This window comes from Nocardia arthritidis NBRC 100137 (assembly GCF_001612765.1).
In the GTDB taxonomy this organism is placed as follows: Bacteria; Actinomycetota; Actinomycetes; order Mycobacteriales; family Mycobacteriaceae; genus Nocardia; species Nocardia arthritidis.
In genome coordinates, this window is sequence record NZ_BDBB01000016.1 from 24399 (window position 1) to 50344 (window position 25946).

At 69.6% G+C, this 25946-nt stretch carries 22 protein-coding genes and 1 riboswitch; of the genes, 16 read left to right on the forward strand and 6 right to left on the reverse strand.

Annotated features, from left to right (window positions below; all coding sequences use genetic code 11):
* Positions 1 to 40 precede the first annotated feature (40 nt).
* The gene (locus NA8_RS12905; protein ID WP_063050634.1) at positions 41 to 904 is read left to right on the forward strand and encodes an alpha/beta fold hydrolase; all 864 of its coding nucleotides are present in this window, start codon (positions 41 to 43) and stop codon (positions 902 to 904) included.
* Between the two features lie 7 nt (positions 905 to 911).
* On the opposite strand, the gene NA8_RS12910 is transcribed toward NA8_RS12905, so the two are convergent.
* The 3 genes from NA8_RS12910 to rpmB form a co-directional block, all read right to left on the reverse strand.
* Positions 912 to 1700 (reverse strand): enoyl-CoA hydratase-related protein, encoded by a 789-nt coding sequence (locus tag NA8_RS12910; RefSeq protein WP_063050747.1) that lies wholly within the window; start codon positions 1698 to 1700, stop codon positions 912 to 914.
* Between the two features lie 10 nt (positions 1701 to 1710).
* The gene (locus tag NA8_RS12915; RefSeq protein WP_063050748.1) at positions 1711 to 2247 is read right to left on the reverse strand and encodes a GNAT family N-acetyltransferase; all 537 of its coding nucleotides are present in this window, start codon (positions 2245 to 2247) and stop codon (positions 1711 to 1713) included.
* A gap of 103 nt (positions 2248 to 2350) precedes the next feature.
* On the reverse strand, positions 2351 to 2542 hold the full coding sequence (gene rpmB / locus NA8_RS12920; RefSeq protein WP_011210730.1) for a 50S ribosomal protein L28: 192 nt from the start codon (positions 2540 to 2542) through the stop codon (positions 2351 to 2353).
* A 305-nt stretch (positions 2543 to 2847) separates the two neighbouring features.
* On the opposite strand from rpmB, the gene NA8_RS12925 reads away from it, so the two are divergent.
* Both NA8_RS12925 and recG read left to right on the forward strand, forming a co-directional pair.
* Positions 2848 to 4617, forward strand: a complete 1770-nt coding sequence (locus NA8_RS12925) for a DAK2 domain-containing protein (RefSeq protein WP_439957384.1) — start codon at positions 2848 to 2850, stop codon at positions 4615 to 4617.
* Positions 4618 to 4620: 3 nt separating this feature from the next.
* Entirely contained in the window at positions 4621 to 6903 is a 2283-nt protein-coding gene (gene recG / locus NA8_RS12930) for an ATP-dependent DNA helicase RecG (RefSeq protein WP_063050636.1), read from the forward strand.
* Positions 6904 to 6922: 19 nt separating this feature from the next.
* On the opposite strand, the gene NA8_RS12935 is transcribed toward recG, so the two are convergent.
* A complete protein-coding gene (locus NA8_RS12935) occupies positions 6923 to 8344 on the reverse strand; it encodes a short-chain fatty acyl-CoA regulator family protein (RefSeq protein ID WP_063050749.1) in 1422 nt (473 codons plus the stop codon).
* A 247-nt stretch (positions 8345 to 8591) separates the two neighbouring features.
* Here NA8_RS12935 and NA8_RS12940 point away from each other — a divergent pair, with 247 nt between their 5' ends.
* Positions 8592 to 8963: a nuclear transport factor 2 family protein gene (locus NA8_RS12940; RefSeq protein WP_063050637.1), complete on the forward strand. Its 372-nt coding sequence runs from the start codon at positions 8592 to 8594 to the stop codon at positions 8961 to 8963.
* A 396-nt stretch (positions 8964 to 9359) separates the two neighbouring features.
* Here the strand turns inward: NA8_RS12940 and metE are convergent, their stop codons facing one another.
* Positions 9360 to 11630, reverse strand: a complete 2271-nt coding sequence (gene metE, locus NA8_RS12945; protein WP_157106678.1) for a 5-methyltetrahydropteroyltriglutamate--homocysteine S-methyltransferase — start codon at positions 11628 to 11630, stop codon at positions 9360 to 9362.
* A 145-nt stretch (positions 11631 to 11775) separates the two neighbouring features.
* A riboswitch (cobalamin riboswitch) is annotated at positions 11776 to 12008 on the reverse strand.
* Positions 12009 to 12523: 515 nt separating this feature from the next.
* Between metE and NA8_RS12950 the strand changes: the two genes are divergently transcribed.
* The 3 genes from NA8_RS12950 to coaD are packed head-to-tail and all read left to right on the forward strand — an operon-like array spanning position 12524 to position 17027.
* A complete protein-coding gene (locus NA8_RS12950) occupies positions 12524 to 15928 on the forward strand; it encodes a pyruvate carboxylase (RefSeq protein ID WP_063050639.1) in 3405 nt (1134 codons plus the stop codon).
* Positions 15925 to 16488 (forward strand): 16S rRNA (guanine(966)-N(2))-methyltransferase RsmD, encoded by a 564-nt coding sequence (rsmD, locus tag NA8_RS12955; RefSeq protein WP_063050640.1) that lies wholly within the window; start codon positions 15925 to 15927, stop codon positions 16486 to 16488. The genes NA8_RS12950 and rsmD overlap by 4 nt, the downstream gene beginning before the upstream one ends.
* Positions 16489 to 16541: 53 nt before the next feature.
* Complete coding sequence (gene coaD / locus NA8_RS12960) at positions 16542 to 17027, forward strand: pantetheine-phosphate adenylyltransferase (protein ID WP_062969864.1); 486 nt, start codon at positions 16542 to 16544, stop codon at positions 17025 to 17027.
* A gap of 73 nt (positions 17028 to 17100) precedes the next feature.
* On the opposite strand, the gene NA8_RS12965 is transcribed toward coaD, so the two are convergent.
* Positions 17101 to 17619: a GtrA family protein gene (locus NA8_RS12965; RefSeq protein WP_084466746.1), complete on the reverse strand. Its 519-nt coding sequence runs from the start codon at positions 17617 to 17619 to the stop codon at positions 17101 to 17103.
* A gap of 384 nt (positions 17620 to 18003) precedes the next feature.
* On the opposite strand from NA8_RS12965, the gene NA8_RS12970 reads away from it, so the two are divergent.
* From NA8_RS12970 to NA8_RS13010, 9 genes are all read left to right on the forward strand, one after another.
* Positions 18004 to 18750 carry a DivIVA domain-containing protein gene (locus NA8_RS12970; protein WP_063050641.1) on the forward strand — a complete coding sequence of 249 codons (747 nt, stop codon included), beginning with the start codon at positions 18004 to 18006 and terminating at the stop codon, positions 18748 to 18750.
* Positions 18751 to 18845: 95 nt separating this feature from the next.
* Complete coding sequence (locus tag NA8_RS12975) at positions 18846 to 19475, forward strand: YceD family protein (RefSeq protein ID WP_063050751.1); 630 nt, start codon at positions 18846 to 18848, stop codon at positions 19473 to 19475.
* A 52-nt stretch (positions 19476 to 19527) separates the two neighbouring features.
* Positions 19528 to 19710: a 50S ribosomal protein L32 gene (rpmF, locus tag NA8_RS12980; protein WP_014987105.1), complete on the forward strand. Its 183-nt coding sequence runs from the start codon at positions 19528 to 19530 to the stop codon at positions 19708 to 19710.
* 22 nt (positions 19711 to 19732) lie between these two features.
* Positions 19733 to 20446, forward strand: a complete 714-nt coding sequence (gene rnc, locus NA8_RS12985; protein ID WP_063050642.1) for a ribonuclease III — start codon at positions 19733 to 19735, stop codon at positions 20444 to 20446.
* Between the two features lies 1 nt (position 20447).
* Positions 20448 to 21308, forward strand: coding sequence for a bifunctional DNA-formamidopyrimidine glycosylase/DNA-(apurinic or apyrimidinic site) lyase (gene mutM, locus NA8_RS12990; RefSeq protein WP_063050643.1), 861 nt, complete (start codon positions 20448 to 20450; stop codon positions 21306 to 21308).
* Between the two features lie 64 nt (positions 21309 to 21372).
* On the forward strand, positions 21373 to 21954 hold the full coding sequence (locus tag NA8_RS12995) for a dihydrofolate reductase family protein (RefSeq protein WP_063050644.1): 582 nt from the start codon (positions 21373 to 21375) through the stop codon (positions 21952 to 21954).
* 28 nt (positions 21955 to 21982) lie between these two features.
* Complete coding sequence (locus NA8_RS13000; protein ID WP_063050645.1) at positions 21983 to 23020, forward strand: PHP domain-containing protein; 1038 nt, start codon at positions 21983 to 21985, stop codon at positions 23018 to 23020.
* 100 nt (positions 23021 to 23120) lie between these two features.
* Positions 23121 to 24647 carry a PstS family phosphate ABC transporter substrate-binding protein gene (locus NA8_RS13005; RefSeq protein WP_063050646.1) on the forward strand — a complete coding sequence of 509 codons (1527 nt, stop codon included), beginning with the start codon at positions 23121 to 23123 and terminating at the stop codon, positions 24645 to 24647.
* Between the two features lie 90 nt (positions 24648 to 24737).
* A complete protein-coding gene (locus NA8_RS13010; protein WP_063050647.1) occupies positions 24738 to 25847 on the forward strand; it encodes a winged helix DNA-binding domain-containing protein in 1110 nt (369 codons plus the stop codon).
* Positions 25848 to 25946 lie beyond the last annotated feature (99 nt).

The following is a 25946-nucleotide window of genomic DNA, read 5'->3' on the forward strand; positions in this document are numbered from 1 at the left end:
TCGCGCCGGCGCGGAACAGCGTTGTGCGATCCTACAGATCGTGAGTAATGCGAACAATCTTCTCGAACCGTCCCGGCTCCGGCTGCGCGGTTCGGGCGGAATCGAGCTGGCCGCCGATCAGTTCGGCCCGGTCGACGGCCCGCTCGTCGTCTTCTTGCACGGTGGCGGGCAAACCCGGCATTCGTGGAAGAAGACCGGCGCCCGGCTGGGCGCTTCGGGGATGCGGGTCGTCACGGTCGACGCCCGTGGCCACGGCGACAGCCAGTGGGCGCCGGATCGCGACTACCGGCGCCAGACCATGGTCGAGGACCTGTTGCTGGTGCTGGAACAGCTGGGCGCCCCCGCGGTGGTCGTCGGGGCCAGCATGGGCGGAATCACCGGGCTGCTGACCACCGCGCGGCCCGGGGGAGCGGCGATCAGCGCCCTGGTGCTCGTCGATATCGTGACCCGGCCCGAGCCGGAAGGGGTCGCCCGGGTGATCGAGTTCCTCGGCAAGCATCGCGATGGCTTCGACAGCATCGAACAAGCGGCCGACGCGGTCGCCGAGTACCTGCCGCACCGCCCGCGGCCGAAGAGCGCCGAAGGCCTGCTGCGCAACCTACGCGAGCGCGACGGTCGCTGGTACTGGCACTGGGATCCCGAGATGCTCGGCGACCGGCCGGAGGACCCGTCCGCGATGATCGAGCCGATGGAGGACGCGGCGCGGGCGCTGCGCATCCCGGTGCTGCTGGTCCGCGGCATGCGCTCGGACGTGGTGAGCGCCGAAGGAGCCGAGGCATTCCAGCGGCTGGTGCCGCACGCCCAGCTCGTGGAGATCGGCGGCGCCGCGCACACCGCGGCCGGTGACGACAACGACTCGTTCACCGACGCGGTGGCGAAATTCGTCCTTTCGACTCTCGGGTGACGACCGATCAGGCCAGTCCGGCGTAGTCGGGCTTGCGCTTGGCGACGAAGGCGTCGACGCCCTCGCGGCCGGCGGCAGAACTCGCGGCCGCGGCGATTCCATCGCGCTCGCTGTCGAGCTGCTCGCTCAGGGTCGCGGTATCCGACTGCCGCAGCAGCGTTTTGATGCTCGCGTGGGTGGAACGCGGTCCGGCGGCGATGGTGCGCGCGAGGCGCTGTGCCTCCTCGGCGATCTCGCCGTCGGGGACCAGCCTGCTCAGCACGCCGAGGCGCACCGCCTCGTCGGCGTCCAGGACGGCGTCGGTGAGCAGGATCTCGCGGGCGCGCGCCCGCCCGACGACACGCGGCAGCGTCCAGGACATGCCGCCGTCGGGGCTCAGGCCGATGCCCGGATAAGCCGGGCGCAGCTTGGTGCCGGGTCCGCCGAGGGCTATGTCGGCCATGCAGACCAGGCTCATACCCGCCCCGGCCGCCCACCCCTGGACCGCCGCCACCACCGGGACCGTGACCGCGTCCAGCGCGCGGACGAATTCGTGCAGGTCGGTGGCCAGACCGTGGATGTGCGCCGAGCGATCCCGCGCCGCGGCGAAGCCGCGCACATCACCGCCCGCGCAGAAGTTGGCGCCGGTGCCCCGCAGCAGCACCGCGCCCACCTCGGAACCGAGTGAGTGCAGTGCGGCGGTGCCGGCGGTGATGCCCGCGAAGTCCATGGACGTGCCGTTGGCGGAGGTGGCGATGGTGATCTGGAGAACGCCGTCGACGGTTGTCACGTGTCCGGCTTGCTCGCTGGAGGTCATGATCTGCACCTTAACGGGCACGGCAGGACACGTTCGGGGGTGGCTGACGCGGAGATGGGGTGCGCACCATGCGCACTTCCATCGCGGCGGTGAACGACTCGACTTTGCGCGTGCCGTCGGGCACGAAACCGTGCTTGCGGTAGAACGCCTGGGCCCGCGCATTCCGCTCGAACACCCACAGTGAGCACGGCGCGGCCGGATCGAGGGCGGCGCGGATCAGGTCGTCGGCGACTCCGCTGCCGTGCCAGCGGGCGCGCGCATAGAGGGCGTGCAGCTCGAGCGGGGTCACCGCGTCCGCGTCGCCGGACGGGCCGGCGCTGGAGAATCCGATGACCAGGTCCTCGACGACCGCGACGTGTGTGCGGCCCGGATAGCGCACCCGGTCGCGCTCCCACAGCTCGGCCCGGCGCTCGATGTCGAACGCGTCGAGCACGTGCGCGGGCACCAGCCCCTGATACGCCTCGCGCCAACAGGCGATGTGGCATTCGGCCAGGCTGTAGACGTATTCGGCGGCCAGCGGCTGGACCCGCCACGGATGCTCGGTCACCGCTGCCACGCTCGTCGCCACACCGCAGTCACGACAACGCCCCGGACCACCTGATACGGGTGCCGGGGCGTGTGCCGACGGTATTGGTCAGCCGGGAAGCGGATCAGCCGCGGACGACCTTGCCCGCCTTCAGGCAGGAGGTGCACACGTTCATGCGGCGGGTGTTGCCCGGAGCGACCTGTGCGCGCACGGTCTGAATGTTCGGGTTCCAACGACGGTTGGTGCGCCGGTGCGAGTGCGAGACCGACTTCCCGAAGCCGGGGCCCTTGGCGCAGACGTCGCAGACGGCAGCCATAGTCGCGAACTCCTTCATGTCAATGGTGGGGACCGCCGCCTTCGCGGTGCGACGCGTCCTCGTTGCAATGTCGAGTGTGCCCTGCCGACAGAGAGCCGACCAGCGCGGACCGGCGACGGCCACGCGAGGCAACCCTGCAAGGGTAGCTGTGCAGGCGCCGATCCACCAAACCGGTCCTCACGGACGAGTGCCGGATCCGTTGCCGGGCATCCCCAGTGTAGGAGCGCGGTCTTGCCGGTCGCCTGTCGGGACCGCCCGCTAACCTGGCGGGCGGCGAGGGTGGGCAAGTGGCGGAAAGGAGTGAGGTGACGGGGTCCGAAGTGCGAGATGTAGTGGACGGCACGGCATTGCTGCGCTGGGGCCGTACCTGTCTCGCCGGACTGGAACACCGGCGCGAGGAGATCAACGCACTCAATGTCTTTCCTGTCCCGGACGCGGATACCGGAACGAATCTGCTGGCCACCATGCGCGCCGCGGTGCAGGCGGGGGAGGCGGCGGCGAACGCGGACGGAAGCGCGGCCCGCGCCGTCGCCGTCGCGATGGCGCACGGGGCGACGGTCGGCGCCAGGGGCAACTCGGGGATCATCTTGTCCCAGGTGCTGCGCGGCGTCGCGGATGCGGTGGACGGTGGCCCGTTCACGGCCGACAGCCTGCGCGCCGCGCTGGCGAGGGCCTCCGAACTGGTCCGCGAAGCGCTGAGCGTGCCGATCGAAGGGACCATTCTCACCGTGCTGGACCGCGCGGCCGCGGCGGCCGCGCAATGCCCGGACCAGGAGCTGGCGAACGTGGCTCTTGCGGCGGCCGACGGCGCGGCCAAGGCGCTCGGCGACACACCGTTCCAATTGGGTGTGCTGCGTCGGGCCGGCGTCGTCGACGCGGGAGCTCGCGGCTTGGTCGTGCTGCTGGACAGCTTGGTCACCGTGACCCGGGGTGAGGCGCCCGCGCGACCGGAGTACCCACGGCCCGCGGCGGCGCGATCGGCGCGCGCGGACGACGCCGAGCCGCAGTACGAGGTGATGTACCTGCTGGCAGGCTCCGACGAGCGGAAGGTGGCCGCGCTGCGCGCCCGGCTCGGCGAACTCGGCGACTCGGTCGTGGTGGTCGGCGACGGCGGCGGGACCTGGTCGGCGCATGTGCACTGCGCCGACGCCGGAGCGGCGGTGGAGGCGGGCATCGCGGCGGGCGAACTCAGCCGGATCCGCATCGAGAATGTCGTCCGGACGCCGCACCAAGACGCCCCGGCCGGGTCCGGCGACCGCGCGGACGCGGCGAATCCCTCCGCCGGTGAGAGTATCCGCGACTCGCGGGTCCGGCCCGTCCGGACCTGGGGCAGCGCGGCGTCCGCACCGGCCGCCGATTCGACCCAGGTGGTGGCCGGTGGGCTCGGCTCGAGCGCGGGGGTGACACCCGATCTTCCGGCCGATCGGGGGATTCTGGCGGTGGTCGCGGGCGCCGGCGCCGCGACGCTGTTCGAGGACGCGGGCGCCGTGGTGCTGGCGGGCGACGAGCAGGTCACCGCGACGACGCTGCTGACCGCGATCCGGCGGATGCCGAACCGCGAGGTACTGGTGCTGCCCAACGGCGCCCTGCCCGCCCACGAACTGGTCGCGGTCGGCGTCGCCGCGCGTGACGCCCATCGGGACGTGCTGCTGCTGCCGAGCGCGTCGATGGTGCAGGGTCTGGCCGCCGTGGCCGTGCACGACCGAGGACGGTTCGCGGTGGACGACGCCTTCGCCATGTCGGAAGCGGCCGCCACGACGCGGTGGGGCTCGCTGCGCCCGGCGACCGAGCGCGCGCTCACCATGGTCGGCACCTGCGAGCCGGGCGACGGTCTCGGATTGGCCGGGCACGATGTCGTCGTGATCGAGCCCGACGTGCGCGCGGCGGGGCGGACGCTGCTGGACCGGCTGCTCGCCTTCGGCGGCGAGCTGGTCACCCTGCTGATGGGAGCGGCGGCGCCGGACGGTCTCGGCGACGAACTCGCCGCTCATATCGCACAGAACTTTCCCGGGGTCGAGGTGATCGTGTATTCCGGTGGGCAGCAAGGCGATTCGGTGCAGATCGGAGTGGAGTAGCGCATGGCGGCACTGAGCGATCGGCTCGACCACATCCTCGGCGCGAAGGCGGCGGACTCGCTGGCGGACGCGTTCGACATGCGGACCGTCGAGGATCTGCTGCGGCACTACCCCCTGCGGTACGCCACGCAGGGTCAGCCGCTCACCGAGGAGGCGCCCGAGGACGGTTCGCACATCACCGTCATCGGGCGGATCACCAAGGCCGAACTGCGGCCGATGCGCAACCGCCGCGGATCGTTGCTGAAGGTGGTTCTCGACACCGGTTCCGGGCGCGGCGTCGACGTCACCTTCTTCAACGGCGACAAGGTGAAATACGTGGTCCGCGAAGGTCTGCGCGCGATGATGTCGGGCACGGTGAACTACTGGCGCCCCGGCCAGTGGAACCTCAGTCATCCCGGCTACCTGATCCTGCCGGAGGCCGAGGGCGACGACGATTCGGTCGGCGCGCTGACGAAGGTACGCGGCGGCGGAGACCTGCGGGGTCTGGCGCAGAGCGCCGCGGGCGCGGGAGGAGTGGACACGTCGTTCATGGAGCGCGAGTTCATCCCGGTCTACCCGGCGACCGCCAAGGTGCAGAGCTGGGATGTGCTCGCCTGTGTGCGGCAGGTGCTCGACCAGCTCGATCCGCTCGATGATCCGCTGCCGGAGGACGTGCGCGCCGAACGGGCGCTGCCGAACCTGTCCGACGCGCTGCGCCTGATCCACCTGCCCGACCGCAAGTCCGATATCGATCAGGCCAAGGATCGGCTGCGCTTCGACGAGGCGCTGGCCCTGCAATTGGTGCTGGCCGAGCGCAGGCACGAGGTGTCCGGCCGCCGGGCGCGCGCCTGCGCGCCGCGCACCGACGGCATCGCCGCCGCGTTCGACCAGCGGCTGCCCTTCGAGCTCACCGCGGGGCAGCGGCAGGTCGTGGCGGAGATCTCCGCCGACCTGGCCCGCGAGCAGCCGATGCACCGGTTGCTGCAAGGCGAGGTGGGCTCCGGCAAGACGATCGTCGCCCTGCACGCCATGTTGCAGGTGGTGGACGCGGGATTGCAGTGCGCGTTGCTCGCCCCGACGGAGGTGCTCGCCGCGCAGCACTATCGGTCGCTGCGCGGCATGCTCGGTGAGCTGGGGGCCGCGGGCGAACTGGGCGCGTCCGACCACGCCACCCGCGTGGTGCTGGTGACCGGGTCGATGTCGGCCGCGGCCAAGAAGGCCGCGCTGCTGGAAGCGGTGACCGGCGAGGCGGGCATCGTGATCGGCACGCACGCGCTGATCCAGGACAACGTCGAGTTCTTCGATCTCGGCATGGTGGTGGTCGACGAGCAGCATCGTTTCGGCGTGGAGCAGCGAGACGCACTGCGCGCCAAGGCCGAAACCGGTGTCAGCCCGCATCTGCTGGTGATGACCGCGACGCCGATCCCGCGCACAATCGCCATGACCACGCTCGGCGATCTGGAGACCTCCACGCTGACCGAACTGCCGAAAGGGCGCTCGCCGATCGTCTCCAAGGTGGTGCCGCGCAGGCAGCATCCGAACTGGGTGGATCGCGCGTGGGAGCGGATCGTGGAGGAGGTCGCCGCCGGACGTCAGGCGTACGTGGTGTGTTCGCGCATCGGCGACGACGAGGAGACGGCGGGCAAGTCCCGCACCGGGCGCTCGAAGTCCGGCGACGGCGAGAAGGAGGGCCCGACCACCCAGGCCGCGCTCGACGTATTCGAGATGCTGCGCGGCGGCCCGCTGGCCGGCGTGCGGGTCGGCCTGTTGCACGGCAGGCTGCCCGCGGACGAAAAAGACCAGGTGATGCGCGCGTTCAACGACGGATCGGTGGACGTGCTGGTGTGCACCACCGTGGTCGAGGTCGGCGTGGACGTGCCCAACGCGACGGTGATGGTCATCGTCGACGCCGACCGGTTCGGCGTCAGTCAGTTGCATCAGCTGCGCGGCCGGATCGGCCGGGGCCGGCACCCCGGGTTGTGTCTGCTGATCACCGATGCCGCGCCGGGCGGGTCGGCGATGGCGCGGCTGGACGCGGTCGCCGCCACCACCGACGGCTTCGAACTCGCGGTGCTCGACTTGCGTACCCGCCGCGAGGGCGACGTACTCGGCGCCGCCCAGTCCGGCACGGCCCGCTCGTTGCGCCTGCTGTCGCTGCTGGACGATCTCGAGGTCATCACCGCCGCCCAGGAATTCGCCCGCGCCGTGGTGGCGTCCGACCCGGGCCTGCGCAAGCATCCGGGCCTGGCGGGAATGATGCACGCGGCCGTCGATTCCGAGCGGCTGGAGTACCTGGCCAAGTCCTGATGTCCCGGGCCCGCCGAGGTCAGCGCCCCAGCCGCGGGTAGGGCAGGTCGGTGCTGGTGTGCTCGGCGACCGCCAACGGACTGCCGATGTGCGGGAAGGCGCGCTGCGGGCACGCGGGGCGCTCGCACACTTTGCAGCCCGCGCCGATCGGCACCGAGGCCGCCGGGTCGTCGAGCTGCAACCCGGCCGAATACACCAGGCGGTCGGCGTATTCGACATCGCAGCCGAGGCCGATCGCGAAATTCTTCGCCGCGGTGCCGAACCCGTGCGGGGCGATCGCCGCGGTGCGCGCGACCCACAGATAGCGGCGGCCGTCGGGCATCTCGGCCACCTGGGTCAGGATGCGGCCGGGGTTGGAGAAGGCCTCGTGCACCACCCACAGCGGGCAACTGCCGCCCACCCGGGAGAAATGGAACGCGGTGGCGGACTGCCGTTTGGAGATGTTGCCCGCCCGGTCGGTGCGCACGAAGAAGAACGGGACGCCACGCTGGCCCTGCCGTTGCAGGGTGCTGAGCCGATGGCAGATGGTCTCGAAGCCGACCTCGAACCGCAGACCGAGCAGATCGATGTCGTAGTGCAGTTCCTCGGCCGAGCGCAGGAATCGGCCGTACGGCAGCACCAGCGCGCCCGCGAAGTAATTGGCCAGCCCGATCCGCGCCAGTGTGCGGGATTCGCCGTTGAGCGCCGGGCTCTCGGCCAAGACGGCGTCCAGCTCGGCTCCGTACAGCAGAAGGCCGAGCGTGGTGGCGATCTGGAAGGCACGCTGGCCGGGCCGCAACCGGCGAGCCAGCGTGAGCGTCCGGGTCTCCGGGTCGTAGTGGCGTTTGGGAACCGTGGGGTCGGCGCCGTCGCCGCGTACCAGAACGGTGACTCCGGCGCGTTCCTCGGCGACGCGGGCGAGCTGGCGATCGAGCGAGCCGATGGTGAGCCCCGAGTTCTCGAACAGCTGCTCGGCGGCGATGTCGAGCTGCGCGATGTGGTTGTGATGGTCGTAGAAGAAGTCGCGCACGTCCTCGTAGGGCATGGGCACGCCGGGCGCGCCCGCGGGCGCGGACACCCGCGCGGAGAGCAGGTCGAGCTGATCGGTGGCGGCGCGTAGTCGGCGATGCATCGCGACGACGATCCTGGCGACCTCCGGCTGGCGGGTTGCCAGTTCCTCCACCTCGGTCAGCGGCGCGGTGTGGCCGCCCGCGGCGTCGATGAGCACCTCGTGCAGGTCCGACACGAGACGCGCGTCGGAATCGGCGGCGAAGAACTGGACGTCGAGATCGAAGGTGGAGTTGAGTTTCAGCAGTACGGGAATGGTGAGTGGGCGCTGGTCGCGCTCGAGCTGATTGAGATAACTCGGCGACAGGTCCAGCGATTTCGCCAGAGCCGCCTGAGTCATCCTCCGTTCTTCACGCAATCGCCGAAGCCGGGCGCCCGCATACATCTTGCGCACGTGCACGATGGTAGCTGCGATGATTCGCAATCATCGCAAGAACGCGCGTTCTTACCCGCAGGAATATGCTTTTGCGAGGTGTCCAGCAATGTCTTCGATCTGCGTAGCGTGCGAAGAGAGGTTTGCCGCCGCATTGTGGGTGGGGGGATGAAAATGCCCATCGATCCCCTTCCCTACCGAGCGATTGCTTGGTTGAATCGAGGGGTCCGGCACCCGCCTTCCATCAGCAGGAAAGTGAGCAGAACGAATGCCCGATCCCGACGAACTCGTGCGTGCGATGTGCCGGAGCTGGTCCGACCCCGATCCGGATCGGATCAGCGCGTATTTCGCCGAGGACGCCGTCTACCACAACATCCCGATGGAACCCATCGTCGGCCGCACCGCCATCCGCGACTTCATCGCGGGCTTCCTGAGCACCTTCGAGGCCATCGACTTCGACATCCATCACCAGATCGCCTCCGGCAACGTGGTGATGAACGAGCGCACCGATACCCTCCGCTCCGCGGGCCGCGAGACCCCGCTCCCGGTCATGGGCTTCTTCGAGGTCGCCGACGGCGAAATCACCACGTGGCGGGACTACTTCGACATGGCCGCCATCAACCGGGCCTTCGGGCTGTAGAGCGGGACTCGGTCGAGCGGGTCGTTCTCGAATCGGCCGTGGGTGACCGAGTTCGACCGGCAGCGAGGGTGGGGATGGATTTCCGGATCGTATGGAACCGAATCGGGGGGCGGGCACGTCGAAGTAGGTAAGAGGGGAACGATTGTCCGGTGGTCGACATGCGAGGAGGGGTAGCCGATGGAGCGTTGTTCCGGGTGTCATACGGCGTGGCGGCGGGGGATGCGGGCGCGGGCGCGGGAATTGCCGGTGACGCGGCGGGAAGAACCGTGCGATCGGTACACGCTGCGCCGTCGGCAACCACCGCGGCCGGAGCCGGAAACGGACTGCGGCTCTTGACGGTTCGGTGCCCCCTTCGGGTGGCGAAGGGGGCACCGAACGCCGATGGGTGAGAAGGGGTTACCGGACTGCGGCCGCCGCGGCGACCATGTTGCGCAGTGAGGCTTCCACCTCGGCGCGTCCCCTGGTCTTCAGCCCGCAGTCCGGATTCACCCACAGCCTTTCGGCCGGAACAGCTTTCAGTGCCGCGTGCAGCGAGGTGGTGATCTCGTCCACGCTGGGCACCCGCGGAGAGTGGATGTCGTACACGCCGGGGCCGACGCCGAGGTCGAATCCCGCCGCGTTCAAGTCGTCGAGCACCTCCATGCGAGAGCGCGCCGCCTCGATCGACGTGACGTCGGCGTCCAGCCCGGCGATCGCATCGATCACCTCGCCGAATTCCGAGTAGCACAGGTGCGTGTGGATCTGCGTCGCATCGGACACTCCTGAGGTCGCGATCCGGAACGATTGCACCGACCACTCCAGGTACCCGGGCTGGTCGGCCGCGCGCAGTGGCAGCAGTTCCCGCAGGGCCGGCTCGTCGACCTGGATGATCCGGATGCCCGCCGATTCGAGGTCCACGGTCTCGTCGCGGATCGCCAGCGCCACCTGGCGGGCGGACTCGGCCAACGGCTGGTCGTCGCGCACGAACGACCACGCCAGGATGGTGACCGGCCCGGTCAGCATGCCTTTCACGGGCTTGTCGGTGAGCGACTGCGCGTACGCGATCCACTCGACGGTCATCGGCTCCCGCCGTGCGACGTCACCGAACAGGATCGGCGGCCGCACGCAGCGGGTCCCGTAGGACTGCACCCATCCCTGTTCGGTCGCCGCGAACCCGTCGAGCTGCTCGGCGAAGTACTGCACCATGTCGTTGCGCTCCGGCTCGCCGTGCACCAGCACGTCCAGCCCCAAACGCTCCTGTAGCGCGATGACCTCAGCGATCTCGGCGCGCATCCGGCGGACGTACTCCGCCTGGTCGATCTCGCCCTTGCGCAGCGCGGCGCGCGCAAGCCGGATGGCCGAGGTCTGCGGGTAGGAACCGATCGTCGTGGTCGGCAGCGTGGGCAGTCGCAAACGGTCCCGCTGCAGTTCCCGGCGTTGTTCGGCGGGTGCGCGGCGGACGGCGTCGGGCCCGAGCGCTGCCAGCGCGGCCCGGACCCGGGGATCGTTCAACCGCGGATCCGACCTGCGCGCCGCCAGCGCCGCACGCACCGTGGCCAACTCGGCGTCGATCGCTTCCGCACCTTCGCTCAGCGCGGTCGCGAGCAGGCGGACCTCGGTCACCTTCTCCGCGCCGAACGCCAGCCAGGACCGCAGTCGCTCGTCCAACCCCGTCTCCGCGGCCAGCGTGTAGGGCACGTGCAGCAGCGAGCACGAACTCGAAACCGCCACCTGCGCAGCGGATCCCCGCAACGCACCGAGGGTGGCCAAGGCGTGGTCGAGATCGGTGCGCCAGACGTTGCGACCGTCCACGACCCCCGCGACGACCAGCTTCCCGGTCAGCGCGGACGCGTCGGCCACCGCGGCGACATCGGCGCCGGTGGTGAAGTCGAGGGCCACTCCTTCTATACCGGTGCTCGCCAGCGCAGGCAGCGTGGCGTCCGGCTGCCCGAAGTAGGTCGCGACGAGGATCGCCGGGCGCTCGGCGGCGTCGGCGAGTTCCCCGTAGGTGACCTGCACCAGGCCGATCTCCTCCGCCGTGAGGTCGGTGACCAGCACCGGCTCGTCGATCTGCACCCACTGGGCACCGGCGACGGCGAGCCTGCGCAGCAGTTCCCGATACAGCGGCAGCAGTTCGATCAGCCGGGCCAGGGCCGAGCCGCCGGTCGCCTTGGCCAGCTTCAGGAAGGTGATCGGGCCGATCACCACCGGCCGCGCGGGCACGCCCAGCTCGACCGCCTCCCGCAATTGCGCCAGCAGCTTCTCCGGGTGCAGCGAGAACGCGGTCTCGGGGCCGATTTCCGGCACCAGGTAGTGGTAGTTGGTGTCGAACCACTTGGTCATCTCCAAGGGCTCCACCGTCTCGTTGCCGCGCGCGGCGGCGAAATACCGATCCAGCGGGTCGGCGATCCCGGCGACCCGGGGCGGCAGAGCGCCCAGCAGTTCGGCGGTGTCGAGCATCTGGTCGTAGTAGGAAAAGGTGCCGACCGGAATCGAGTCCAGGCCCGCGGCTCGCAAATCGGTGAGCTGGGCCCGCCGCAGGTCGCACGCCACGGCGTGCAACCGGCCTGCGTCGATCTCGCCTGCCCAATAGGCTTCGGTGGCCCGCTTCAGTTCACGCCGGGGCCCTACTCGCGGAAGCCCGAGAACCGTCGCGGTGAACGGCTTCTGCTGTGCAACAGTCACGATGTTTCTCCATTGCTGTGGACGAAAGCCATCGCCATACGGGCAGGCGGAAAACCTTATGACATGCCGGTGAAATCCCGGCCAGGAGCCCGACACGTCAGCTGGTGATCCGCACGCCCAATCCACGAGGCGGTGGCCGCCGGGTACGGCGTACCCGGCACGACTGGCAGGTCTTCGGACTCGCGGGCACCGGCCGTGCGGGCCGGCGTACGCCGGAGTGCTCCCGATGGCCGACCTACTGGCCGTCGCTTCCCGGGTCGCGCGGAGCCTTTGAGCTCGGTGAGACCCAGTGCCTGGTGACGGCGGTCGTTCCTGCATACCGCTGCGGGACAGTCCCGGATTCCCACCGGGTTCCCTCTCGCCCGCCGTGACGTCGCACGGGCGGGCTCGACTCCGTCGCGCGACGTCGGGGCTCCATCTCGTCGTGCTGCGGTGAACCAGCTGCACCTTCAGCATAGGACGCGGGGCCGCCGCCACGAACGACGGACCCGAGATGGCGAAACGCCGGCCCGCCGACCAGCGGCCGGATACGAGCAGCATGGCTGGGACCGCACTGGTCAGCCCCCGCGAGCGCGAAGTTCGCCCGGCGGCGTGTCACGAGGGCCATCACATCGGATATTTGCCCGAGGCGCTCGCCGCGTACCGACTCCGCACCGGCTCGCGTTCCGGCTATCGGCAGGGCCGGGCACGCGGATTCGTATCGACCCTTCGGGGGGCTACCGGCAGCCCATGTCGGGTCGGCTCCGGCCGCCGGACAGCACACCGGTTGCTGCGGCGCCGCCCATGTGTCGGCGCTGTGAACGCAACTTCGCAACGGTGCTAGGCGGTCTTGTGAAGAGGTTCGCGAAGGGGGATTCCATGTCGGTGCGGTTCATACGGCCGGGTACCTTAGGTCAATGTTCTCGAAAGTCTTGGTTGCCAACCGTGGCGAGATCGCCATCCGAGCCTTCCGCGCGGCTTACGAACTCGGCATCGGGACGGTCGCCGTGTTTCCCTACGAGGACCGCAATTCGGTCCATCGGTTGAAGGCGGCGGAGTCGTACCAGATCGGCGAGCCCGGTCATCCGGTGCGCGCCTACCTGTCAATCGAGGCGATCATCGAGGCGGCCAAGTCGGCGGGCGCGGACGCGATCTACCCGGGGTACGGGTTCTTGTCGGAGAACCCGGATCTGGCGGCGGCGTGCGCCCGCGAGGGCATCACGTTCATCGGCCCGTCGGCCGAAGTGCTCGAACTCGCCGGTAACAAGGCGCGCGCCATCGAAGCGGCCAAGGCGGCCGGCCTGCCGGTGCTGCGTTCGAGCGCACCGTCGTCGGACGTGGACGAGTTGCTGGCCGCGTCGCGCGAGCTGGAGTACCCGATCTTCGTCAAGGCGGTCGCCGGTGGTGGCGGTCGCGGGATGCGCCGGGTCGCCGCGCCGGAGCAGCTGCGCGAGTCGATCGAGGCGGCCTCCCGGGAGGCGGAGTCGGCGTTCGGCGACCCGACGGTGTTCCTCGAGCAGGCGGTGGTGAACCCACGCCATATCGAAGTGCAGATCCTGGCCGATCAGCACGGCAATGTGATGCACCTGTTCGAGCGGGACTGCTCGGTGCAGCGTCGGCATCAGAAGGTGATCGAGTTGGCGCCCGCGCCGAATCTGGACCCCGCGCTGCGTGAACGGATCTGCGCCGACGCGGTCGCCTTCGCCCGGCAGATCGGTTACTCGTGTGCGGGCACCGTGGAGTTCCTGCTGGACGAGCGCGGCAACCACGTCTTCATCGAGATGAACCCGCGCATCCAGGTCGAGCACACGGTGACCGAGGAGATCACCGATGTCGACCTGGTGCAGTCGCAGCTGCGCATCGCGGGCGGGGAGACGCTCGAGCAGTTGGGCTTGAGCCAGGACGCGGTGACGATCAGGGGCGCGGCCTTACAGTGCCGGATCACCACCGAGGACCCGGCCAACGGGTTCCGTCCCGACACCGGCCGCATTACCGCCTACCGCACCCCGGGTGGCGCGGGCATCCGCCTGGACGGCGGTGCGAACCTGGGCGCCGAGATCGGCGCCTACTTCGACTCGATGCTGGTCAAGCTCACCTGCCGCGGTCGCGACTTCGGCGCGGCGGTGGCGCGGGCGAGCCGGGCGCTGGCGGAATTCCGCATCCGCGGTGTGGCCACCAACATCCCGTTCTTGCTCGCGGTGCTCGACGATCCCGACTTCAAGGCGGGCCTGGTCACCACCTCGTTCATCGAGGAGCGTCCGCAGCTGCTGACCCTGCGTCAGTCCGCCGACCGGGGCACCAAGATCCTCGACTACCTGGCCGACGTCACGGTGAACAAGCCGCACGGCGAGCGGCCGACCACGGTTTATCCGCACGACAAGCTGCCCGCGATCGATCTGAGCGTGCCGCCGCCGGACGGCTCGCGCCAGCGGCTGCTGCGGCTGGGACCAGAGGGCTTCGCGCAGGCGCTGCGTGAGCAGAAGGCGGTCGGCGTCACCGACACCACCTTCCGCGACGCGCACCAGTCGCTGCTGGCCACCCGCGTGCGCACCAACGGCCTGCTGGGAGTGGCGGGGCATGTGGCGCGGTTGACGCCGGAGCTGCTGTCGGTGGAGTGCTGGGGTGGCGCGACCTACGACGTGGGATTGCGATTCCTCTACGAGGATCCGTGGGAGCGGCTGGCGGCATTGCGGGAAGCGATCCCGAACATCTGCTTGCAGATGCTGCTGCGTGGCCGCAACACCGTCGGCTACACCCCGTATCCGGAAGCGGTGACCCGCGCGTTCGTCTCCGAGGCGACTGCCACCGGTATCGACATCTTCCGTATCTTCGACGCCCTCAACAACGTCGACCAGATGCGCCCGGCCATCGACGCGGTCCGCGAAACCGGCACCGCCGTCGCCGAAGTCGCGATCAGCTACACCGGCGATCTGTCGAATCCCGACGAGACGCTCTACACCCTGGACTACTACCTGAAGCTGGCCGAGCAGATCGTGGACGCGGGCGCGCACGTGCTCGCGATCAAGGACATGGCCGGACTGTTGCGCGCTCCGGCCGCGACCAAGCTGGTCACCGCGTTGCGCAGCAATTTCGATCTGCCGGTGCACGTGCACACCCACGACACCCCCGGCGGGCAGTTGGCCACCTACCTGGCCGCCTGGCAGGCCGGCGCCGACGCCGTCGACGGCGCGAGTGCCGCGATGGCGGGTACCACGAGCCAGCCCGCGCTCTCGGCGATCGTCGCCGCGGCGGCACACAGTGAATACGACACCGGGCTGAACCTGCAGAACGTCTGCGACATGGAACCGTACTGGGAGGCGCTGCGGAAGGTATACGCGCCGTTCGAGTCCGGGCTGCCCGCGCCGACGGGTCGCGTCTACACCCACGAGATCCCCGGCGGGCAGCTGTCGAACCTGCGTCAGCAGGCCATCGCGCTCGGGCTGGGTGACCGGTTCGAGGAGGTCGAGGCGAAATACGCCGCCGCCGACCGGCTGCTCGGGCGTCTGGTGAAGGTCACCCCGTCCTCGAAGGTCGTCGGCGACCTGGCGCTGGCGCTGGTCGGCACCGGCGTCGAGATCGAGGACTTCGCCGCCGACCCCGGCCGCTACGACATCCCGGACTCGGTGATCGGGTTCCTGCGCGGCGAACTGGGCACCCCCGCCGGTGGCTGGCCCGAACCGTTCCGCAGCAAGGCACTCGCCGGGCGCGGCGCGGCCAAACCAGAGACACCGTTGACGCCCGCGGAGGAGAAGGCCCTGGCCGGCAGCTCCGAGGAGCGTCGGGCGACGTTGAACCGGCTGCTGTTCCCCGGCCCCACCGCCGAATTCCTCGCCCACCGCGAGAAGTACGGCGACACCTCCGGGCTGTCGGCCAACCAGTTCTTCTACGGCCTGCGTCGCGGCGATGAACACCGGGTGCAACTGGAGAAGGGCGTCACCCTGCTCATCGGCCTGGAAGCCATCTCCGAACCCGACGAGCGCGGCATGCGCACGGTGATGTGCATCCTCAACGGGCAGTTGCGGCCCATATCGGTGCGCGACAGGTCGATCGCCAGCGAGATCCCGGCGGCGGAGAAGGCCGACAAGACCAATCCCGGCCACGTCGCGGCGCCGTTCGCCGGTGTCGTCACTCTCGCGGTGTCCGAAGGCGATTCGGTGGCGGCTGGCGACACCATCGGCACCATCGAGGCCATGAAGATGGAAGCCGCGATCACCGCGCCCCGCGCGGGCACCGTCGGCCGCGTCGCCATCGGCGCCGTGCAGCAGGTCGAAGGCGGCGACCTGCTCATCGAACTGGCGGTCCGGGAGTCGTCCGCCGGATGACGCGGATCGTCGCGGGCACGGCGGGTGGGCGGCGCCTGCGGGTGCCGCCGTCGGGCACCCGCCCGACCTCTGACCGCGTGCGGGAGGCGCTGTTCAGCGCGTTGGACGCCCGGCTGGATTTCGCGGGCGCGCGCGTGCTCGACCTGTACGCGGGTTCCGGCGCGCTCGGGCTGGAGGCGCTGTCGCGCGGCGCCGAGCACGCGCTGCTCGTCGAGTCCGACCGCAAGGCCGCGGCCGTGGTCCGCGGCAACATCGCCGACCTCGGGCTGCCCGGCGCCGAACTGCGGGTCGCGACGGTGGCCTGCGTGCTGCAACAGGGCGGGGCGGGCCGCTTCGACGTGGTCTTCTCCGACCCGCCCTACGCGGTGGACAACGTCGCGGTGCTGGCCGATCTGCGGGCGCTGACCGAGCGCGGTTGGCTGCGTCCCGGGGCGTCGGTGGTGCTGGAGCGTTCGGCGCGTTCGCCCGAAATAGCCTGGCCCGCAGGCTTCGTCTCGGCCAAATCGCGACGATACGGCGAAACACGCATCGATCTCGCGGAGTTCGAGCCGGACGGGTAGGCGCGGGTCCGGCCGCGCGTGTCCGCCGGCGGTCACCCTGCTAGCGTCGCCTCATGGCAGGAGCACTGTGCCCCGGGTCGTTCGACCCCGTGACCTACGGACACCTCGACGTCTTCACCCGGGCCGCGGCCCAGTTCGACGAGGTCGTCGTCACCGTCTTGATCAACCCGAAGAAGCAGGGCATGTTCACCGTCGAGGAGCGCATCGAGCTGCTGCGCGAGTCGACCGCGCACCTGGCCAACGTGCGGGTGGAGTCGTGGCAGGGCCTGCTGGTCGACTTCGCCCGCGAGCAGGGCGTCACCGCGATCGTGAAGGGCCTGCGCGACGCGGGCGATTTCGGCTACGAACTGCAGATGGCGCAGATGAACAAGAAGCTTTCGGGGGTGGACACCTTCTTCATCGCCACCAACCCGTCGCTCAGCTTCCTGTCCAGCTCACTGGTCAAGGAGGTCGCGGCGTACGGCGGAGACGTCGCCGACATGCTGCCGCCTTCGGTGCACAAGCGGCTCCTCGACCGCTTGGCCGAGCGCGAGAACTGACCGGGAAACAAGCCTGAACGCGGCCAGGTTCCGCCGTACGGTACGCCCTGAGTGCTCGGAAGAGGCGGACCGCTCAGAACACCAGGCCGCGCAGGGCCAGGAAGCGCATGCCGCCGACGGCGGCGGTGAGGGCGAGGATCGCGGCGGCCTGGGCTGTGTCCCCGAGGCCGGGGGCCCACACGGCGAGTGCGGCAAGCGCGGCGGTCGTGACGCCGAGGCCGACCATCGCCAGCCCACCACCCTCCCACTGTGCCGTGAACCAGCCGACCCGTCCCGCCGCGTGGAAGGTGAGCTGCCGGTGCAGCTCGTTGGCGATCATGGTGCTGACGACGGAGCCGACGACATTGGCGATCAGCGGCCCGGCCCCGTGCATGGCGAAGAAAAGCAGGACATAGGCGATATTGCTGGACCCGCCGACCAGCGCGAACCGGATCAGCTGAGCGAAGGCGCGATCGCCGCGCAGATATTGGGCGAGCTGTCCGAACTTGGACGCGACCGCGGTGGTCGGCAACCCCGGGTAGGGGCCGACCCACGGCACGAAGAAGCTGGTGGCGCTCACTCCCGCCGATCGCGGTAATTCCAGAACAGTCATCGTCTTTCCGATCGAACACAAGTCCTCGGCGGGGACAACGGCGATGGTGATCGCTCACCTCTCCGGTCGACTCTTGGCAGGTTCCGTTCGTAGCCCATGGTCAGGAATCGCTGACGCGTCGGAGCCTGTCAACATTCGACGGCGGGTTGTCCGTACCTCCGGCTTCTTCGTCCGCGATCCGGGGGGAACGCGGTAGGCCTCGAAGGTCTTGGTCGACCTTCCAGAAAAATGTAACACGAAGCGGAGAGGTGGTCTCCACTTGATTTCTGTGGCGTGCGAGACACTGGCACGACACACCGGAAAGTGACTCGGCACGAGCCGTGACGAGGGGCACACTGGGCTGGGCGGAGAGTTTCGCCGTGAGTCCGCAGGAGGGTAGTGAGCATGTATCGCGTATTCGAAGCGCTCGACGAACTTGTCGCCATCGTCGAAGAGGCGCGTGGCATCCCCCCGACCCGCAGCTGCATCGTGCCGCGCGGCGACGTGCTCGAACTACTCGACGACGTCCGGGACGCGCTGCCCGGCGAACTCGACGACGCCCAGGACGTGCTCGACCATCGGGACAAGATCGTGTCCGATGCCAGGACCGCGGCCGAGACCGCCGTGACCGGAGCGAACGAGCAGGCCGAGCACACCATCACTTCGGCGCGCCAGGAAGCCGATCGCATCCTGGCCGACGCCAAGGCGCACGCCGACCGGATGGTCGCCGAGGCGAGTGCGCACGCCGATCACCTGGTCGCCTCCGCTCAGGAGGAGGCCGATCGGGTGGTGGCCGACGGCAACGCCGAATACGAGGCGGTGACCGGCCGGGCACGCATCGAGTCGGAGCGGATGATCGAGGCGGGCAAGGCCGCCCACGATCGCTCCGTCGCCGAAGGGCTCGCCGAGCAGGAGCGGCTGGTCACGCAGACGGAGGTGGTCCGGGCCGCGCACGCCGAATCGGCCAGGGTGATCGACGCCGCGCACGCCGAAGCCGATCGCCTTCGCGAGGAATGCGACCACTACGTCGACTCCCGGCTGGCCGACTTCGAGGAGACGCTGGCCAGCACGCTGCGCACGGTCGGGCGGGGACGTCACCAGCTGCGCAGTGGGACGGGCGTACCCGACTACGCCAGCGAATTCCGCAGGTAGCGGCGCCGAGCGCGGTGGACTGCGTTTGGGAGCGCACCGCGTGATCGCGTATTGTTGGGTGGTTGCCCATACCCTCGAGCGTGAGTGAGTTCGTGATGCCCGCCGGTTCCGGTTCCGCGTCGCGTCCCAAGTCGGCCAAGCGCCGGTCGCCGGACGCTGGTTTCGTGCTGGACGCCCGTAGTCTCGGCCGCAGGCCGGGGACCATGCGCGAGCTGCACCGCACCGTCACCACCGAAAATCGGATCGGTCTGGATCTGATCGCGGTGCCCGTGGACGCGCAGGTGGAGCTCGACCTGCAGTTGCAGGCGGTATCCGAAGGTGTGCTGGTCACCGGCACGGTCACCGCGCCGATCGAAGGGGAGTGCTCGCGCTGCCTGGAGCCGTTCGGCGACGAGGTCACCCTGCGGGTGACCGAGCTGTTCGCCTACCCGGACAGCACCACCGAGCAGACCACCGAGGACGACGAGGTATACCGCCTGATCGACGACACCATCGATCTGGAGCCCGTGGTGATCGACGCCGTCGGTCTGGAGCTGCCGCTGCAGCCGCTGTGCACGCCGGATTGTGCGGGACTGTGCCCGGAATGCGGCATACGGATGGCGATTGCGGGATCCGACCACGGGCATGAGATACTTGACCCTCGCTGGGCCGGACTGGCTAACTTCGCCTCCGGATCGCCCGGCACAGGCCGCCCCGACGAGGGTGCGGCCGACCGAGACCACTGAGCAAGACCGATCAGCCGAACCGGCAGAGCAATTAGACAGAGGAGAAGTAGTCGTGGCCGTTCCCAAGCGCCGGATGTCCCGTTCCAACACCAGGTCGCGGCGCAGCCAGTGGAAGGCCACCGCGCCGACCCTGATCACCTGCCCGAACCGCGCCTGCGGCGAGAAGACCCTGCCGCACATCGCCTGCCCGTCCTGCGGCACCTACAAGGGCCGCCAGGTCACCGCCGCGGTCTGATCGTTAGACCTGTCGTAGCGACGTGACCGACGAACCCGACTCGTCCGGTGAACACGCGAGCCTGCTCGCCGCCCTAGGCGTCGATCTGCAGCCGGATCTCCTGCGTCTCGCGCTGACCCATCGGTCGTACGCGTATGAGAACGGCGGTCTGCCGACGAACGAGCGTCTCGAGTTCCTCGGCGACTCCGTGCTCGGGCTGAGCATCACCGAACGGCTGTATCACGAGCATCCCTCGAAGACCGAGGGTGAACTGGCCAAGCTACGCGCGAGCGTGGTGAACATGCGCGCGCTCGCCGAGGTAGCCCGTGGGCTCGGCGAGGGCGGCCTCGGTGTGCACTTGTTACTGGGCAAAGGCGAAGAACTCACCGGCGGCCGGGACAAGGAGAGCATCCTCGCCGACGGCATGGAGTCACTGCTCGGCGCGGTGCACCTGGAGCACGGCATCGAGGTGGCTCGTGCCGTGGTGTTGCGGCTGTTCGCCGAGCTGCTCGAGCGCGGACCGCGAATGGGCGCGGGACTGGACTGGAAGACGAGCCTGCAGGAACTCACCGCTGAGCGTGGTCTCGGCGTGCCCAGCTACGAGATCACCTCGACCGGGCCGGACCACGACAAGGAATTCACCGCCACCACGGTGGTCGGCGGGCGGGCCTATGGGCAGGGTGTCGGCCGGTCCAAAAAAGAAGCCGAGCAGAAGGCCGCGGGGGCCGCCTACGAGGCGCTGACCGCCGAAACCTGACGTGCCCGAACTACCCGAGGTCGAGGTCGTGCGACGCGGCCTCGCCGAGCATGTGGTCGGCCGGATCGTGGAATCGGTGGCGATCACCCATCCTCGCTCGGTGCGCCGCCATCTCGAAGGCGCCGCCGATCTCGCCGCGCGGCTGACCGGCCTGAGGGTCGAGTCGGCCGAGCGGCGCGGCAAATTCCTCTGGCTCACCTTCGACGACCCGGAAGCGGCCTTGGTCGTGCATCTGGGCATGAGCGGTCAGATGCTGGTCCAGCCCGTCGACGCGCCGCTGGAGAAGCACGCCCACATCCGCGCCACCTTCGACGACGGTACCCAGCTGCGTTTCGTCGACCAGCGCACCTTCGGCGGCTGGGCGCTCGCGCCGCTGGTCGAGGTGGACGGCACCCTGGTACCGCAGCCGGTCGCGCACATTGCCCGCGACCCGCTGGATCCGCGTTTCGACCCCGAGTCCGTGGTCGCCGTCGTCCGGGGCAAGCAGACTGAGATCAAGCGCGTCCTGCTCGATCAAGGCGTCGTCTCCGGGATCGGCAATATCTACGCCGACGAGGCGCTGTGGCGCGCGAAGATCCACGGTGGCCGGCTCGCCTCGGGGCTGTCCAGGCCCGCGGTGCGCGGATTGCTCACCGATGTGGCCGCGGTGATGGGCGAAGCGCTCGCCGCGGGCGGTACCTCGTTCGACGCGCTCTATGTGAACGTCAACGGCCAGTCGGGCTACTTCGAACGCGCTCTGGCCGTATACGGTCGGGAGAACGAGCCGTGTCGCCGGTGTGGTGCGCCTATCACCCGGGAGCGGTTCATGAACCGCTCGTCCTACTCCTGCCCGCGCTGCCAGCCGAAGCCTCGCCGTCGCTAGCGCGGGCGGGCTACCGTTTCCTCAGGGCGGTTCGGAATGTCAGCCGGCCGTGAGGAAGGGAAGCATGCGCAAGCTCACCTATTACGTCGCGTCGACGATCGATGGATTCATCGCCACCGAGGATGGCTCGGTCGACTTCTTCCCGGTCGGCGGTGACCACGGTCCGTCTATCAACGCGCAGTACCCCGAGACGCTGCCCACCAAGGTCCGCGAGGCGCTCGGGGTGGAGGAGCACAATCGCTATTTCGACACCGTGCTGATGGGGCGCAAGACGCACGACTTCGGCGTCCGCACCGGCACCTCCACGCCGTACGCGCACCTGCGGCAGTTCGTGGTCTCGACCACGCTGCCCGAGAGCCCCGATCCGGCCGTCGAGCTGATCTCGGCGAACCCGGTCGAGAAGGTTCGTGAACTCAAACGGGAGAGCGGGCTGGGCATCTGGCTGTGCGGCGGCGGTGAACTGGCGCAGGCGCTGCTGCCGGAGATCGACCAGATCTTCCTCAAGCTCTACCCGATCGTGCTCGGCCGCGGCCGTCCGCTGTTCGGCGCCGGATCGCGTTTGCCCGAACCCGCCAAGTTCCGGGTGATCACCAGCACCGTGTTCGAGGACGGCGTGGCCTTCGTCAAATACAGCCGGGTGCGCTAGCACGGTGCCCGACCAGGATCCGAGCGGGATGCCGGACCGGGCCGCGGCGCCCGGTCCGGAGGCGGCGCTGCGGGAGATCGGCTTCTGGCTGGAGCGCTCCCGGGCGCAGACCCACCGGGTGAAGGCCTACCGGCGCGCCGCCGACGTCGTCGCGGGATTGCCCGCCGACGAGCGCGCGGCGCGCCGCGCGGCCGGCAGCTGGACCGAACTGGCAGGCATCGGGCCCAAGACCGCCGCCGTCATCGAGCAGGCGTACACCGGTGTGGTGCCGCGATACCTGGCCGAGTTGCGTGCGGCCGCCCAGCCGATCGGGGCGCCGGGCAAACCGTTGCGGGAACAGTTGCGCGGCGATCTGCACACGCACTCGAACTGGTCCGACGGCGGCAGCCCGATCGAGGAGATGATGCGCGTCGCGGCCGCGCTCGGGCACGAATACTGTGCCCTGACCGACCATTCGCCGCGCCTGACCGTGGCCAACGGCCTGTCCGCCGACCGGCTGCGCAAGCAACTCGACGTGGTCGCCGAACTCAACGACCGGATGGCGCCGTTCCGGATCCTCACCGGCATCGAAGTGGACATCCTCGACGACGGCACGCTCGACCAGCAGGCGGATCTGCTCGCCGGGCTGGACATCGTCGTGGCCAGCGTGCATTCGCACCTGCGCGACGACAGCGCGACCATGACCAAGCGCATGGCGTACGCGGTCGCCGACCCCAACGTCGACGTGCTCGGCCACTGCACCGGCCGCCTGGTCGCGGGTGGACGCGGCACCAGACCGGAGTCGACGTTCGACGCCGAGGTGGTGTTCGAGGCGTGCCGCACCTACGGCACCGCCGTGGAGATCAACAGCAGGCCCGAACGACTCGATCCGCCTTCGCGATTGCTGCGGCTGGCCGCCGAGATGGGGTGCTACTTCTCGATCGACACCGACGCGCACGCACCGGGGCAGCTCGACTGGCAGGGCTACGGTTGCGAGCGCGCGCTCGCGAACGGTGTCGCGCCGGAACGGGTGATCAACACCTGGCCGCTGGCGGATCTGTCGGCCTGGACTCGCGCGGGAGGGTGACCACCCGGTTAACTGTTGCCGAATATTTCGACTTCGCCTGTGTCGGTAGGCGATCGCCGCCGAGAATGAGGGCCACACGGATTGCTGGGGGGATCGACTGGTGGGCGACTTTCCGCTCGAAATCGTATTGGCGCTCATCGGTATCGCGGTGCCGATCGGCGCGTTCTTGTGGGAGTTCGTCTTCGCCGGCCGCAGGCGGCTCGGCTATCGAGTACAGATGGACACGCCGGTCACCGGCGAGATCGAGTCGGTGTTCCCGGGTGTGCTTCCGCAGCTGCGCCCCTCGGACGACGGCGCCAGCCCGGATCTGAAGGACATCTCGGTCGTTCTGGTGCGCATCGAGAACAGCGGCATCACGACCATCGACAGCCATGACTACAAAGCGCCGGAAGCCGCGCGGATCGGTCTGCACCTGCGCTTTCCGCAGCGCCGCGTGATCGGCATGGCGGTCAACGAACTCAGCGATCCCGCGTTGGCCGACAACCTCGACGCCGACTCCGGCATCGCGGTACGCGAGGACACCGGCGGCCACATCGGCGTGATCGATCTGCCGAAGGTGCCGCTCGCCCCCGGCGACCACTACAAGATCCTGGCGATCCTGCAGCGTTCCGAAGGTGTGGGCGAATACCCGCAACCGGCGCTGCGCGGCGGCATCAAAGCCGGCCGGATCACCGAGACCCGCAGCCGCACCGGAATCCCGCTGATGATGGTCGCGCTCACGATATTCCTGGTGCTGGTGATCGTCGTCCAATTGGTGGTGGCCTCGCTGGAGCCGTCGCCGACGCCACTGGAGTGCGCCTCGGGCAAACTGACCGTGATCGGGTCGTCGGCGTTCGGCCCGGTGGTCAGGGAAGCCGCCGAGCAGTATCGGAAGCGTTGCACCGATGCGGAATTCGCGTTCGGCTTCGAGGGCACCGAGCGCGGACTGGACCGGCTCGCCGAGGAGGGCGCGGGCCACCCCGGGTTGCTCGCCATCACCGACGGTGCGAAAGGCAGCGGTTATCCGGCGTTGGTGCACCGTCCGCTGGCATTGTCGTTGTTCACCATGATCGTGCATCCCGGCGTCGGCGTCCGGGATCTCACCGTCGCCCAGATCCGGGATCTGTATCGGGGCGCGATCGGCAACTGGCGCGAGGTGGGCGGACCGGACCTGCCGGTGGTGCTGGTCGACCGCACCCCGGGTTCCGGGTCGCGCAACACCTTCGAGCGCAGGCTGCTCGACGGCACACAGCCGGATCGCCCGCACGTGAGCTGCACGGCGCTGAAGGGCACGGTCACCACCGCGCCCGCGCACTGCGAGGTGCAGGTCACCGCCGACATGCGCAAGGCGGTGGCCGAGATCCCCGGCGCCATCGGCTATACGGAGTTCTCCGAGGCCGTCGACGCGGGCCTGCCGACCCTCGTGATCGACGGCGTCGGCGCCGGCCGCGACGCCGCGGTGCGCCGCGCCTATCCCTTCTGGGGAGTCGAGTACGCCTACAGCAACGGCGAGTTGCCCGGTGACTCGCTCGCCGCGAGCTTCCTGCATTTCCTGACCGAGCAGACCGGCACGGAGGTGCTGCGCGCGCACGGCAACGCGCCGTGCGCCGAGTTGCCCGATCCCGGCCGCTGCCTACCGGATCAGTGAACACCGGACGCCGTCGCCGGCACTCGTGGCACGGTGCGCGCGCTTCGGGGGCAGCGTCGAGATGTCGGTGGGCTCGGCGAGGATGGGTGCATGACGGAACTCTCACTGCGCGAGCTGAATCGGACGCTGCTGGTGCGCCAGAAGCTGGTGGAGCGGGTGGCGCTGCCTCCGCTCGAACTCGTCCGGCATCTGGTCGCGGTGCAGGGCCAGGAGCCGAACTGGCCCTATGTGGGGCTGTGGTCGCGCCTCGCGGAGTTCCGGCACGACGATTTGGCCGCGCTGCTGCGTGACCGCACGCTGGTGCGCTCCACCATGATCCGCCGGACCGTCCACCTGGCCGATGCCGCGGACTACCGCTGGCTGCGGCCGACGGTGCAACCGGTGGTCGACGCCGCGCTGAAAGCGCCGTACTTTCGCGACGAGATCGACGGCGTCGACCTGGGAGCGCTCGCGGCCGCCGGACGTGAACTGCTGGCCGGGCAGCGGCTGCGCCGCCGCGAACTGGGCGAACTGCTCGCCCGGCGTTTCCCGGACCGGCACACGCGCAGGCTCGCCGAAACCGTCGAATTGCTGGTCCCGTTGACGCACGGCCCCGAGACCGGCGCGTGGGGGCGGTGGCGCAATCGGCAGGTCACGGTCGGTCTGGCCGAGGAATGGACGGGCGTTCCGATGGCCGAGGCGGCCCAGCCCGAGACGCTGGTCCTGCGCTACCTCGCCGCGTTCGGTCCGGCCACGGTGGCGGACATGCAGGCATGGGCGGGTATCACCCGGCTGGCCGAGGTCGTCGACGACCTGCGCACCCGGCTGCGCGTGTTCACCGACGACCAGCACCGGGTGTTGTTCGATCTGCCGGACGCGCCGTTGGCCGAACCGGATCTGCCCGTGCCCGTACGCTTTCTGCCCGCCTTCGACAACGCGCTGCTGGGCCACAAGGACCGCCGCAGGATCATCAGCGAGGAAGACCGGAAGCGCACTGCCAGGGAGGCTTCCGCGGGCGTACCCATGTATCTGGTCGACGGCTTCGTGCACGGCCGCTGGTCGCTCGACGGCGCCACGCTGCGCGTCATGCCCTGGCATCCGCTGTCCGCGACCGAGGAGGCGGCGGTGCGCGCGGAAGCGGAAGATTTGCTGTCGTTCATCGTTGCGGGTGGCGACGCCACCGCGGCAGGCTGCGATCCGCACGTCGTCCTCGAAGGGTGAGACGCGCGAGGCCCGGCTGTCCGGGAAGGCGGGGTCACCGGACTACCCATCGGTAGCTGAACGATCGCTGGATGGCGGGATTTTTCCCCAACTGTGGTT